This window comes from Pseudomonas sp. MF09156 (assembly GCF_059862305.1).
The window spans coordinates 162,573-176,208 of sequence record NZ_JCBCUR010000003.1 but is presented as its reverse complement, the minus strand read 5'-3'; the positions used below and the strand labels follow the sequence as shown (position 1 = coordinate 176,208).

Annotated in this window: 10 protein-coding genes; 9 read left to right on the top strand and 1 reads right to left on the bottom strand. The window is 62.4% G+C overall.

The window, feature by feature from the left end:
* Positions 1-318: 318 nt before the first annotated feature.
* The 6 genes from rpsF (at position 319) to AC19YY_RS09900 (ending at position 6,302) form a co-directional block, all read left to right on the top strand.
* A complete protein-coding gene (gene rpsF, locus AC19YY_RS09925; protein WP_003217491.1) occupies positions 319-741 on the top strand; it encodes a 30S ribosomal protein S6 in 423 nt (140 codons plus the stop codon).
* Between the two features lie 29 nt (positions 742-770).
* Positions 771-1,001 carry a 30S ribosomal protein S18 gene (rpsR, locus tag AC19YY_RS09920; protein ID WP_003171373.1) on the top strand — a complete coding sequence of 77 codons (231 nt, stop codon included), beginning with the start codon at positions 771-773 and terminating at the stop codon, positions 999-1,001.
* Positions 1,002-1,037: 36 nt separating this feature from the next.
* Positions 1,038-1,931 (top strand): YybS family protein, encoded by an 894-nt coding sequence (locus AC19YY_RS09915; protein WP_170042461.1) that lies wholly within the window; start codon positions 1,038-1,040, stop codon positions 1,929-1,931.
* Between the two features lie 18 nt (positions 1,932-1,949).
* Positions 1,950-2,396, top strand: a complete 447-nt coding sequence (gene rplI, locus AC19YY_RS09910) for a 50S ribosomal protein L9 (protein WP_003171376.1) — start codon at positions 1,950-1,952, stop codon at positions 2,394-2,396.
* 108 nt (positions 2,397-2,504) lie between these two features.
* Positions 2,505-3,899 carry a replicative DNA helicase gene (gene dnaB, locus AC19YY_RS09905; protein WP_038445597.1) on the top strand — a complete coding sequence of 465 codons (1,395 nt, stop codon included), beginning with the start codon at positions 2,505-2,507 and terminating at the stop codon, positions 3,897-3,899.
* A 99-nt stretch (positions 3,900-3,998) separates the two neighbouring features.
* Positions 3,999-6,302: a YgiQ family radical SAM protein gene (locus AC19YY_RS09900; protein WP_169952196.1), complete on the top strand. Its 2,304-nt coding sequence runs from the start codon at positions 3,999-4,001 to the stop codon at positions 6,300-6,302.
* Positions 6,303-6,397: 95 nt separating this feature from the next.
* Here the strand turns inward: AC19YY_RS09900 and AC19YY_RS09895 are convergent, their stop codons facing one another.
* Positions 6,398-6,748: a hypothetical protein gene (locus AC19YY_RS09895; RefSeq protein ID WP_500604129.1), complete on the bottom strand. Its 351-nt coding sequence runs from the start codon at positions 6,746-6,748 to the stop codon at positions 6,398-6,400.
* A gap of 23 nt (positions 6,749-6,771) precedes the next feature.
* Between AC19YY_RS09895 and AC19YY_RS09890 the strand changes: the two genes are divergently transcribed.
* The 3 genes from AC19YY_RS09890 to AC19YY_RS09880 all read left to right on the top strand — a co-directional run bounded on the left by AC19YY_RS09890 (position 6,772) and on the right by AC19YY_RS09880 (position 13,633).
* Positions 6,772-10,056 (top strand): transglutaminase family protein, encoded by a 3,285-nt coding sequence (locus tag AC19YY_RS09890; protein ID WP_500604128.1) that lies wholly within the window; start codon positions 6,772-6,774, stop codon positions 10,054-10,056.
* A 194-nt stretch (positions 10,057-10,250) separates the two neighbouring features.
* Positions 10,251-12,737 carry a circularly permuted type 2 ATP-grasp protein gene (locus tag AC19YY_RS09885; RefSeq protein ID WP_500604127.1) on the top strand — a complete coding sequence of 829 codons (2,487 nt, stop codon included), beginning with the start codon at positions 10,251-10,253 and terminating at the stop codon, positions 12,735-12,737.
* Positions 12,737-13,633, top strand: coding sequence for a transglutaminase family protein (locus AC19YY_RS09880; RefSeq protein WP_500604126.1), 897 nt, complete (start codon positions 12,737-12,739; stop codon positions 13,631-13,633). Before AC19YY_RS09885 ends, AC19YY_RS09880 begins: the two co-directional genes overlap by 1 nt.
* Positions 13,634-13,636 lie beyond the last annotated feature (3 nt).

The following is a 13,636-nucleotide window of genomic DNA, read 5'->3' as shown; positions in this document are numbered from 1 at the left end:
AGGTCTGGCGCAGGTCCAAATGTGGGAGCGGGCTTGTGTGGGAGCTGGCTCGCCTGCGATAGCATCACCTCAGTACACCTGATGTGCCGAGGTGTCTGCATCGCAGGCAAGCCAGCTCCCACACAAGCCTGTTCCCACATTGGTTTTTGGTCAAATAATCACCAATTGCCTTGCACCCTTTCTCCCCCTTCTCTACAATTGCGCCCCTTGCCTTCCTGGCGGGCACCGATGTGCCTCCCTTCGGCAAGATTCCTAAGTGTCATTCACTCCTTGTCTGACCGTTTTTGAGCGGCAGGCTACAACCCGTAAGGAGCATTCATGCGTCATTACGAAATCATCTTTTTGGTCCACCCGGATCAAAGCGAGCAAGTCGGCGGCATGGTTGAGCGTTACACCAAGCTGATCGAAGAAGACGGCGGCAAAATCCACCGTCTGGAAGATTGGGGCCGTCGTCAACTGGCCTACGCAATCAACAATGTTCACAAGGCTCACTACGTGATGCTGAACGTTGAGTGCACTGGCAAGGCCCTGGCCGAGCTGGAAGACAACTTCCGCTACAACGATGCAGTGATCCGTAACCTGGTCATCCGTCGCGAAGAAGCCGTTACCGGCCAATCCGAGATGCTCAAGGCTGAAGAAAACCGCAGTGAGCGCCGTGAGCGTCGCGACCGTCCTGAGCACGAAGGCGCTGAAAGCGCTGATAGTGATGACAGCGACAACAGCGATAACGCTGACGAGTAATCCACGGACCTTATTAAGGAGCCTATCAAATGGCACGTTTCTTCCGTCGTCGTAAGTTTTGCCGCTTCACCGCTGAAGAAGTGAAGGAGATCGACTACAAAGATCTCAACACTCTGAAAGCCTACGTATCCGAGACCGGCAAAATTGTTCCAAGCCGTATCACCGGTACCAAAGCTCGTTATCAGCGTCAGCTGGCCACCGCTATCAAGCGCGCCCGCTTCCTGGCCCTGCTGGCCTACACCGACAGCCACGGCCGCTGAGACCGGGCAGTCGACAAGTAGTAAGGGATTGAATGCATGCGCGCCTTAGCTGAGTTCATCATGCGCGGTCGTGTGCAGGCCACTCTGGTAGTGGCTGGATGTGCTGCATTGCCGTTGTTGTATTGGTTGGGTGCTGCCGCAGGAAGCCTTGTGCTGCTGCGGCGCGGTTTGAAGGACGCCCTGGGCGTCCTTGCCCTGGGGTTGCTGCCGGCCTTGATCTGGTGGCTGCAATTCGACGATCCGCGGGTACTTCTGGTACTGCTGGGGTCTTCGAGCCTTGCGTTGGTTCTGCGCGCAAGTGAGTCCTGGGTCCGTACGCTGCTGGTCAGCGTGGCATTGGGAGTGGTGTATTCAGTGGTGCTTGGCGCGGCTTTCCGCCCGCAAATCGAGGCGCTGTCGCAGGAGTTGGTAAAAATCCTGCCACTGGCCCTCGGGGATCTCTACCAGCAATTGTCGGTAGATGAGCGAGCGCGCATGGCCACACTGATTGCTCCGGTCCTTACCGGCCTGATAGCGGCACTGTTGCAGATCGTCAGTGTGCTGAGCCTGATTCTTGGGCGCTACTGGCAGGCGTTGTTGTATAACCCAGGTGGTTTTGGTCGCGAGTTTCGCAGTATCAGAATCCCCGCAGGACCAGCGATGTTGCTGCTGGCGTGCATGCTTGTAGGGCCGAACTTCGGTCCGCAAATGGCCATGTTGACGCCGTTGTGCAGCGTACCGCTGGTGATTGCCGGGCTGGCCCTGATTCACGGGCTGGTGGCGCAAAAGCGCCTGGCCAGGTTCTGGCTGGTGGGGTTGTACGTGACGCTGTTGCTGTTTATGCAACTGATCTATCCGTTACTCGTGGTCTTGGCCATTGTCGACGGCCTGATTGATTTTCGCGGTCGTCTGGCGCCGAAAGACGCCGATAACGCGAACGGTGAAGGTTAAAAGTTAGAGGATTTTCACATGCAACTGATCCTTCTGGAAAAAGTCGCCAACCTGGGCAACCTGGGCGACAAAGTAAACGTTAAGGCCGGCTACGGTCGTAACTACCTGCTGCCATACGGCAAAGCCACCGCTGCAACCGCTGCCAACCTGGCCGCGTTTGAAGAGCGTCGCGCTGAGCTGGAAAAAGCTGCAGCAGACAAGAAAGCTTCGGCTGAAACCCGTGCCGCCCAACTGGCTGAGCTGGAAGTGACTATCACTGCCACCGCCGGTGACGAAGGCAAGCTGTTCGGTTCGATCGGCACCCACGACATCGCTGATGCACTGACCGCCTCCGGCGTTGAAGTGCAGAAGAGCGAAGTTCGTCTGCCGAACGGCACCATCCGCAACGTAGGCGAATTCGACGTAGCCGTGCACCTGCACGCTGAAGTTGAAGCCACCGTACGCGTTGTAGTGGTAGCAGCTTAAAGCAAGCTAACTGACTGGCACCCCCGGTGCCAGGCGGTTAACATCGGGCACGATCCTGTTTACAGGTCGTGCCTTTTGTTTTTTCAGACCCCCTAATTTCAAGTGGCCATGAACGATATCTCCGCTCCTGAGCAATACGATCTGCAAACCGCTGCCCTGAAGGTGCCGCCGCATTCCATCGAGGCCGAACAGGCCGTGCTCGGTGGCTTGATGCTGGACAACAACGCCTGGGAACGCGTGCTCGATCAAGTCTCGGACGGTGATTTCTATCGCCATGACCACCGCCTGATTTTCCGCGCCATCGCCAAACTGGCCGACCTTAACTCCCCCATCGATGTCGTGACCCTTGCCGAGCAATTGGACAAGGAAGGTCAGACCTCGCAGGTGGGCGGCCTCGGTTACCTGGGCGAATTGGCGAAAAACACGCCATCTGTCGCCAACATCAAGGCCTACGCGCAGATCGTCCGCGCACGAGCCACCTTGCGACAGCTGATTGGCATCGCCACGGAAATCGCCGACAGCGCCTTCAACCCCGAAGGCCGCACGGCAGAAGAAATCCTTGATGAAGCCGAACGGCAGATCTTCCAGATCGCCGAAGCGCGGCCCAAGACCGGCGGCCCGGTCAGCGTCAACGACCTGTTGACCAAGGCCATCGACCGCATCGATACGCTGTTTAACACCGACAATGCCATCACCGGGCTGTCCACTGGCTACACCGACCTCGACGGCATGACCAGCGGCCTGCAACCGGCTGACTTGATCATCGTCGCCGGTCGTCCGTCCATGGGTAAGACCACGTTTGCCATGAACCTGGTGGAGAACGCGGTACTGCGCAGCGAGAAGGCCGTACTGGTGTACTCCCTGGAGATGCCAGGTGAATCGCTGATCATGCGGATGCTCTCGTCCCTGGGCCGCATCGACCAGACCAAGGTGCGTGCCGGTCGCCTCGAAGACGACGATTGGCCGCGCCTGACCTCGGCGGTCAACCTGCTCAACGACCGTAAGCTGTTCATCGACGATACCGCGGGCATCAGCCCGTCGGAAATGCGCGCACGCACCCGGCGCCTGGTGCGTGAGCACGGCGATGTCGGCCTGATCATGATCGACTACCTGCAATTGATGCAGATCCCTGGTTCCGGCGGCGACAACCGGACCAACGAGATTTCCGAAATCTCGCGCTCCCTCAAGGCCCTGGCCAAGGAGTTCAACTGCCCGGTGGTTGCGCTCTCGCAGCTCAACCGCTCCCTGGAGCAGCGGCCGAACAAACGCCCGATCAACTCCGACTTGCGTGAATCCGGAGCGATCGAGCAGGATGCCGACGTGATCATGTTCGTGTACCGGGACGAGGTTTATCACCCGGAGACCGAACACAAAGGCATCGCCGAGATCATTATCGGTAAGCAGCGGAACGGGCCGATCGGCACCACGCGCCTGGCGTTTATCGGTAAATACACACGTTTCGAAAACCTCGCGCCGGGCAGCTACAACTTCGAGGACGAGTAAAAGACGGTCTCGCCAATTCCGACTGCAAAGGTCGGAATTGGTCAAAATTTGTGCTATATTCCGCGCCCGCGATTTTTCATCTCAACACCGGTCACCGTCATGCAAACAGCCAAGCCGTTATTTGACTATCCCAAGTATTGGGCCGAATGTTTCGGTCCAGCGCCATTCCTGCCCATGAGCAGGGAGGAGATGGATCAGCTTGGCTGGGATTCATGCGACATCATCATCGTCACCGGCGATGCCTACGTTGACCATCCGTCGTTTGGCATGGCGATCATCGGCCGGCTGCTGGAGTCCCAGGGCTTTCGCGTCGGGATCATTGCCCAGCCCAACTGGCAGTCCAAAGACGACTTCATGAAGCTCGGCGAGCCGAACCTGTTCTTCGGCGTCGCGGCCGGCAACATGGATTCGATGATCAACCGCTACACCGCCGACAAGAAAATCCGCTCCGACGACGCCTACACCCCAGGCGGCATGGCCGGCAAACGCCCGGACCGGGCGAGCCTGGTGTACAGCCAGCGCTGCAAGGAAGCCTACAAAAACGTGCCGATCGTGCTCGGTGGTATCGAGGCTTCGCTGCGCCGCATCGCCCACTACGACTATTGGCAGGACCGGGTGCGCAACTCGATCCTGATCGACGCCACCGCCGATATCCTGCTGTACGGCAACGCCGAACGGGCGATTGTCGAAGTTGCCCAGCGCCTGTCGTGGGGCCACAAGATCGAAGACATCACCGACGTGCGCGGCACCGCGTTCATTCGCCGTGACACGCCGGAAGGCTGGTACGAAGTGGACTCCACCCGTATCGACCGTCCGGGCAAGATCGACAAGATCATCAACCCGTACGTGAATACCCAGGACACCCAGGCCTGTGCCATCGAGCAGGAAAAGGGCCCGGTTGAAGACCCGGAAGAGGCCAAGGTCGTACAGATCCTGGCCAGCCCGCGCATGACCCGTGACAAGACGGTCATTCGTCTGCCGTCCGTGGAAAAAGTCCGTGGCGACTCGGTGCTGTATGCCCACGCCAACCGCGTGCTCCACCTGGAAACCAACCCAGGCAACGCCCGCGCGCTGGTACAGAAGCATGGCGAAGTGGACGTGTGGTTCAACCCGCCGCCCATTCCCATGACCACCGAAGAAATGGACTACGTGTTCGGCATGCCTTACGCCCGTGTCCCACACCCGGTGTATGGCAAAGAGAAGATCCCCGCCTACGACATGATCCGCTTCTCGGTGAACATCATGCGTGGCTGCTTCGGCGGCTGCACCTTCTGCTCGATCACCGAGCACGAAGGCCGGATCATCCAGAACCGTTCCGAAGAGTCGATCATTCGCGAGATCGAAGAAATCCGCGACAAAGTCCCGGGCTTTACCGGGGTGATTTCCGACCTCGGCGGGCCGACCGCGAACATGTACCGCATTGCCTGCAAGAGCCCGGAAATCGAATCCGCGTGCCGCAAGCCGTCCTGCGTATTCCCAGGCATCTGCCCGAACCTGAACACCGACCACTCGTCGTTGATCCAGCTGTACCGCAGCGCCCGTGCGTTGCCGGGTGTGAAGAAGATTCTGATCGCTTCCGGCCTGCGCTACGACCTGGCCGTGGAGTCGCCGGAATATGTCAAAGAGCTGGTGACCCACCACGTCGGTGGTTACCTGAAGATCGCCCCGGAACACACCGAGGAAGGTCCGCTCAATCAGATGATGAAACCGGGCATCGGCAGCTATGACAAGTTCAAGCGCATGTTCGAGAAGTACACCAAGGAAGCGGGCAAGGAGCAGTACCTGATCCCGTACTTCATCGCCGCCCACCCCGGCACCACCGATGAAGACATGATGAACCTGGCCCTGTGGCTCAAGGGCAATGGCTTCCGTGCCGACCAGGTGCAGGCGTTCTACCCCTCGCCAATGGCCACCGCCACCGCGATGTACCACTCGGGCAAGAACCCGCTGCGCAAGGTCACCTACAAGAGCGACGCGGTGACCATCGTCAAGAGCGAAGACCAGCGCCGTCTGCACAAGGCGTTCCTGCGCTACCACGACCCCAAAGGCTGGCCGATGCTGCGTGAAGCGCTGACGCGCATGGGCCGCGCCGACCTGATCGGGCCGGGCAAGGAGCAGTTGATCCCGCTGCACCAGCCGTCCACCGACAGCTACCAGAGTGCTCGTCGCAAGAACTCGACGCCGGTGGGCAGCCATAAGGTCGCCAAGGAAACCACCACCAAGATCCTCACCCAGCACACCGGCCTGCCGCCCCGTGGCAGCGACGGCAGCAACCCGTGGGACAAGCGCGAACAAGCCAAGGCCGCGGCCATGGCGCGCAACAAGCAGGCAGCTAAAGAACGCACCGACGCGGCCAAGGGCAAAGGCAAGAAGCCTGCGCGCAAGCCGGTCGTGCCGCGTTGATCACCGCCTGAAATGCAAAACGCCAGCCTCCGTGCTGGCGTTTTGCTTTGTCGCGGGTGGGAAACCTGCTTGTTAAGGTGGCGCCCGTCAAGCCGTCATCGCAGGCAAGCCAGCTCCCACATCTGATCAGGTTCACAATTTAAAATTGTGGGAGCTGGCTTGCCTGCGATGACGCCAGACCAGCCACCCTCGACCTCGAGGAAGAAAACCAGCTCAACATCAAGCACCAGCGCCACATACTCCATGCGCCAAGCCGTCATCGCCGCGCGCAAAACGCGCTGATTGGGTAGATTCACCACTGCGCCCCGCACTTGCGCCACAAATATGTGCAACCCTCGCACCACGGCGGTCACTCTCGCGCCGTTTTGGTGCTGTACTGCACCGGGTCCCTCGATAAAGCGCAATGACCGCCGCACTGGCATAAGTCTTGCGCGCTTTGTTTCCATGCCCTGGCTCGCAGGAGGCCGCCGTGTCGATTCATGTCGCGTTGCACCACGTTACGCATTACCGCTACGACCGCGCTGTGGAGCTTGGCCCGCAGATCGTACGCCTGCGCCCGGCAGCCCATAGCCGCACGCGGATCCTGTCCTACGCGCTGAAGGTGCTGCCCGAGCAGCATTTCATCAATTGGCAGCAAGATCCCCAGGGCAATTACCTGGCGCGCCTGGTGTTCCCGGAAAAGACCGACGAGCTGCGCATCGAGGTCGATCTGGTGGCCGAGATGGCGGTGTTCAATCCGTTCGACTTTTTCCTTGAGCCCTACGCCGAACACATCCCCTTCAGCTACGCCGCCGATGAGCAGCGCGAGCTGGCACCGTATCTGGAAACCCTGCCGCTGACCCCCAAGTTTGCCGCGTACTTGGCCGGTATCGACCGCACGCCGCTGCCGGCCGTGGATTTCCTGGTCGGCCTCAACCAGCGCCTGGCCGCCGATATCGGCTACCTGATCCGCATGGAGCCTGGCGTACAAACCCCCGAATTCACCCTGGAAAACGCCTCCGGCTCCTGCCGTGACTCGGCCTGGCTGCTGGTGCAATTGCTGCGCAACCTGGGCTTGGCGGCACGGTTTGTCTCCGGCTACCTGATCCAGTTGACCGCCGACGTCAAGGCCCTCGACGGGCCCTCCGGTACCGAGGTGGACTTCACCGACCTGCATGCCTGGTGCGAGGTGTACTTGCCCGGTGCCGGCTGGATCGGCCTGGATGCCACCTCCGGCCTGTTCGCTGGTGAAGGGCATATCCCGTTGGCGTGTAGTCCTGATCCATCGTCTGCCGCCCCGATCAGTGGGCTGGTGGAACCGTGCGAGTGCGAATTTACCCACGAAATGTCGGTAGAGCGCATCTGGGAAGCGCCGCGCGTCACCAAGCCCTACACCGAAGAGCAATGGCTGGCGATCCAGGCCCTGGGCCGGCAGATTGATAGCGACCTGCTCAGGGACGATGTGCGCCTGACCATGGGCGGCGAGCCGACATTTGTTTCCATCGACGACCCCGACGGCGCCGAGTGGAACACCGCCGCCCTCGGCCCGGACAAGCGCCGGCTGTCTGCCGAGCTGTTCCAGCGCATGCGCAAGCACTACGCGCCCAAAGGGCTGGTGCACTTCGGCCAGGGCAAGTGGTACCCCGGCGAGCAACTGCCGCGCTGGTCGCTCAATTGCCATTGGCGTCGGGACGGCGTGCCGGTCTGGCACAACGACGCGTTGATTGCCGACGAGCAGCAGGACTACGGTGCGGATGACGTGATGGCCGGGCGCTTCCTGGCGAGCATTGCCGAGCGCCTGAAGCTCCCCGCACGCTTTGTATTCCCGGCCTTCGAGGACAATTTTTACTACCTGTGGCGCGAAGGAGCCTTGCCGCAGAACGTCAGCCCCCAGGATTCGCGCCTGGACGATGAGCTGGAGCGTGAACGCCTGCGCAAGGTGTTCAGCCAGGGCCTGGATAAAGTCATCGGCCACGTACTGCCCCTGGCGCGCACGGCGGCCAACGACCGCTGGCAGAGTGGCCGTTGGTACCTGCGCGACACCCACTGCCGGCTGGTGCCGGGTGATTCGCCACTGGGCTATCGCCTGCCCTTGGCCTCTCAGCCCTGGGTGACGGCGGCAGATTACCCCTTTGTGCATCCGACCGATCCCAATCAGGATCTGCCGGCGCTGGCCATCACCACGCCAGGCCCTGGCGAGCCTGCGCCCAGCGATGAGCGTGTGCCCAAGATCGACGAGTCTGCCGACTGGCTGACCCGTACTGCCTTGTGCGCTGAAGCGCGGGGAGGGCGGCTCTACCTGTTCATGCCGCCCCTGGAGCGGGTCGAGGATTACCTGGAGTTGGTGAGCGCCATCGAGGCCACCGCCCAGGAACTGCATTGCCCGGTGCTGCTGGAAGGTTACGAGCCGCCGAGTGACCCACGCCTGAGCAACTTCCGTGTGACGCCAGACCCTGGCGTGATCGAAGTCAACGTGCAGCCGTCCGCCACCTGGGACGAACTGGTGGAGCGCACCGAGTTCCTCTATGAAGAGGCCCGGCAAACCCGCCTGACCACCGAAAAATTCATGATCGACGGGCGCCACACCGGCACCGGCGGCGGTAACCACTTTGTGCTGGGTGGGGCCACGCCCAAGGATTCGCCGTTCCTGCGCCGCCCGGACCTGTTGCGCAGCCTGATCAGCTACTGGCATAACCACCCGTCGTTGTCGTACCTGTTTTCCGGGCTGTTTATCGGCCCGACCTCCCAGGCACCACGGGTGGATGAGGCGCGCAACGACGCGCTGTATGAACTGGAAATCGCCTTCGCGCAAATGCCCGCGCCAGGCGAGGAATGCCCGCCGTGGCGGGTGGACCGCTTGCTGCGCAACCTGTTGATCGACGTCACCGGCAATACCCACCGTGCCGAATTCTGCATCGACAAGCTCTACTCGCCGGATGGCGCCACCGGGCGCCTGGGCCTGCTGGAGTTGCGCGCTTTTGAAATGCCGCCCCATGCGCGCATGAGCCTGACCCAACAGTTGCTGCTGCGCGCCCTGGTGGCGCGCTTCTGGCGTGAGCCCTACGCGCCACCGAAGCTGGCGCGCTGGGGCACGGAGCTGCACGATCGCTTCCTGCTGCCGCACTTTATCGAGCAGGACTTTGCCGACGTGATTGTCGAGCTCAACGCCGCCGGTTATCCGCTGCGCGCCGAGTGGTTCGCGGCACACCTGGAGTTTCGCTTTCCCAAGGTCGGCGACTATGCCGTCAGCGGTATCGAGCTGGAACTGCGCCAGGCCCTGGAGCCCTGGCATGTACTGGGCGAAGAGGGCGCGGCGGGCGGTACGGTGCGCTATGTGGATTCATCCCTTGAGCGCCTGCAGGTAAAACTCAGCGGCCTGGCGCCACAGCGCTATGTGCTGACCTGCAACGGGGTGGCCGTGCCACTGCACGCTACCGGCCGGGTCGGCGAGTTTGTGGCGGGTGTGCGTTATCGCGCCTGGCAACCGGCCAATTGCCTGCAGCCGACCATCGCCGTGCATGCGCCGTTGGTATTCGACTTGCTGGATACCTGGATGCAACGCTCCCTGGGTGGTTGCCAATACCACGTGGCCCATCCGGGCGGGCGCAATTACGACAGCTTGCCGGTGAATGCCAACGAAGCGGAAAGCCGACGCATGGCGCGGTTCTTCCGTTTGGGCCACAGCCCGGGGAAATTGCCGGTGCCGACGGTGGTGATCAACGATGAACTGCCAATGACCCTGGATCTGCGGCGCTTCGCCAATAAAAATGACTAAACACAACTCCACCTATAGGAGCGGGCTTGTGTGGGAGCGGGCTTGCCCGCGATGACGGAATATCAGCCAGTACATGCATTGGCCGACCCACCGCTATCGCGAGCAAACCCGCTCCCACGCGAGCCCAGTTTCCACAGAGGATTTGCAATGTTTGTTGGGTTAATCTGAGCCCCCTTGCCCCTGCCGAGCGTTCCATGTCCGACTTGCTCGACCGTTACCCGCTGACTGCGGGCACCTATCACGAACTGCTGGATGACAGCGGCGCCGTGCGCGCCCATTGGCAGCGCCTGCTCGACCATCTGCAACGCAGCACCCCGGCGCAGTTGGCCCAGCGCCAGGCGTTGTTGACGCGGCAGATTCAGGAAAACGGCGTGACCTACAACGTCTATGCCGACCCCAAGGGCGCCGATCGCCCATGGGAACTGGACCTGCTGCCCCACGTATTGGCGGCGGATGAGTGGGCGCATTTGTCGGCAGGCATTGCCCAACGCGCGCGCTTGCTCAATGCGGTGCTGGCCGACCTGTACGGCCCGCAACGCCTGATTGCCGAAGGCTTGCTGCCGGCAGAGCTGGTGTTTGGGCATAACAACTTCCTGTGGCCTTGCCAGGGCATCCAGCCGCCCGATGGGGTGTTCCTGCACCTGTACGCGGTGGACCTGGCGCGCACCCCGGATGGCCGCTGGTGGGTCACGGCGGACCGTACCCAGGCGCCGTCCGGTGCCGGCTACGCCCTGGAAAACCGCACCATCGTTTCCCGCGCATTCCCGGATTTGTATCGCGACTTGCAGGTGCAGCACCTCACCGGGTTCTTCCGCACCCTGCAGGAAACCCTGGCCCGCCAGGCCCCCGGCGATGACCAGCCGCCGCTGATCGTGCTGCTGACCCCGGGGCGCTTCAATGAAAGCTATTTCGAACACCTGTACCTGGCCCGCCAGCTTGGCTACCCGCTGGTAGAAGGCGGCGACCTGACCGTGCGCGACAGCACCGTGTACCTGAAAACCCTCAGCGGCCTGCGCCGCGTGCACGCGATCATGCGGCGGCTGGACGATGATTTTTGCGACCCCCTGGAGCTGCGCACCGACTCGGCCCTGGGCGTGCCCGGCCTGCTGGACGCGGTGCGCCAGGGCAATGTGCTGGTGGCCAACGCCCTGGGCGCCGGCGTGCTGGAGTCCCCTGGGCTGCTGGGTTTCCTGCCGAAGATCAATCAGTTTCTGTTTGGCGAAGAACTGATCCTGCCGTCCATCGCCACCTGGTGGTGCGGCGAAGCGCCGGTGCTGGCCGAAGCCCTGGAAAAACTGCCGGAGCTGCTGATCAAGCCAGCATTTCCCTCGCAGAGTTTTGCCCCGGTATTTGGCCGCGACTTGAGTGCCGAACAACGCCAGGCCCTGGCCGAACGCATGCAGGCGCGCCCATACGCCTACGTGGCCCAGGAGCTGGCGCAGCTGTCTCAGGCGCCGGTCTGGCACACCGTGGATGACCATCTGCAACATCGCGCCATCGGCATGCGTGTGTACGCGGTGGCCGGTGAGGATGGCTATCGGGTGCTGCCGGGTGGCCTGACCCGCGTGGCAGCCCATGCGGACGCCGAAGTGGTGTCGATGCAGCGTGGCGGGGCGAGCAAGGACACTTGGGTGCTGGGCGAGCGCGCCCCCGGCGGCGAGCAATGGCGCGCGCAGAGGGTGATCGGCACCCATGACCTGGTGCGCCGCGACCCGTACCTGCCGTCGCGCGTGGTAGAAAACCTGTTCTGGTTCGGCCGCTACTGCGAGCGCTGCGATGACAGCGCGCGCTGGCTGCGCATCGTCCTCGCCCGCTATGTCGATGGTGACGACCCGTTGGCCTTGCAGGCCGCCGTGGAACTCGGCGAAAGCCTGCGCCTGCTGCCGGAGGAGGGCGAGTTGCCCGAGCGCCTGCTACAGGCCCTGCTCGGTGATGACTGGCCGTCGAGCCTGCGTGCCAACCTGCAGCGCTTGCAGTGGGCGGCGTCCCAGGTGCGCGGCAAGCTGTCCCGGGAGAACTGGCAGGCTCTGGTGGAGCTGCAGCGCGAAGCCCTGGAGCTGGAGCGCGAAGCGCCGGACTTTGGCCAGTTGCTGGACTTCCTCAACCGCCTGGTGATGTCCCTGGCGGCGCTGTCCGGCTTTGCCCTCGACGACATGACCCGCGACGAAGGCTGGCGCTTTTTGATGATGGGCCGGCGCATCGAGCGCCTGCAATTTCTCAGCAGCAGCCTCGCGGCCTTCCTGCGCGGGGTGGCGGTGTTCGACCAGGCCGGGCTGGAGTGGCTGCTGGAGCTGGGCAACAGCAGCATCACCTACCGTTCGCGCTACCTGGCGGTGCCGCAATTGATTCCGGTGCTGGACCTGTTGTTGCTGGATGAACAGAACCCCCATGCGGTGCTGTTCCAGCTCAAGCTGGTGAGCCGCACCTTGCGTCGGCTCAACGATGATTTCGGCGTGCCCCGCGAGGCCGGGCTGGCGCCGTTGGTAGAGCGCCTGGCGCGCTTTGACCTGGGCTGCCTGGAGAACCCGCTGTTTGGTGATGCCAGCGTGCGCGCGGCCCTCGATGGCCTGGCGGACCTGCTGCAGGCCGTCGCCGATGAAAGCGGGCAGGTCTCCGATCGCCTGGCCCTGCGCCATTTTGCCCATGTAGATGATGTCAGCCAGCAAACGGTGTCTGTGTGATGAGCGCGCGCTACCAGATTTTCCACGATACCCATTACCACTACGACAGCCCGGTGTCCCTGGCCCAGCAACTGGCGCACTTATGGCCGCGCCCGTGTGCGTGGCAGCGCTGTACCTCGCGGCAACTGGAGATCAGCCCCGAGCCGACGGCGCGTCGTGATGAGCTGGACGTGTTTGGCAACCCGATCACCCGGCTGGCGTTCGAGCGGCCCCATGATGAATTGCTGGTCAACGCTGGCTTGACCGTGGAAGTGCTGGCCCGGCCCGTGCTGGACTTCAGCCAGTCACCGCCCTGGGACCAGACCCGCAACCGCCTGACCTACAGCGGCCAGCCATTGTCGTTGGAGGCCATCGAGGCGTGCCGCTATCGTTTCGAGTCGCCCTACGTGCACTTGAAGAAAAACTTCGTCGAGTTCTCCGAGAGCTGCTTTGCGCCCGGCCTGCCGCTGTTGCTGGGGGTACAGGCGTTGATGGAGAAGATTTTTTGCGAGTTCACCTTCGATGCCGAAGCCACCCAGGTGGCCACGCCGCTGGTGGAGGTGCTGGAGCGTCGACGGGGGGTGTGCCAGGACTTTGCCCACCTGATGCTCGCCTGCCTGCGCTCACGGGGCCTGGCGGCGCGTTATATCAGTGGCTACCTGCTGACCCAGCCGCCGCCCGGCCAGCCACGGCTGATCGGCGCCGATGCGTCGCACGCATGGGTGTCGGTGTTTTGCCCGTTGTCGGGCTGGGTGGATTTTGATCCGACCAACAATGTGCAGCCGGCACTGGAACACATCACCCTGGCCTGGGGCCGGGATTTCTCCGATGTCTCGCCGTTGCGCGGGGTGATCCTGGGAGGGGGCAGCCATGACCCGGAAGTGCGGGTGACGGTGATGCCATTAGACCCACTGTAAGAG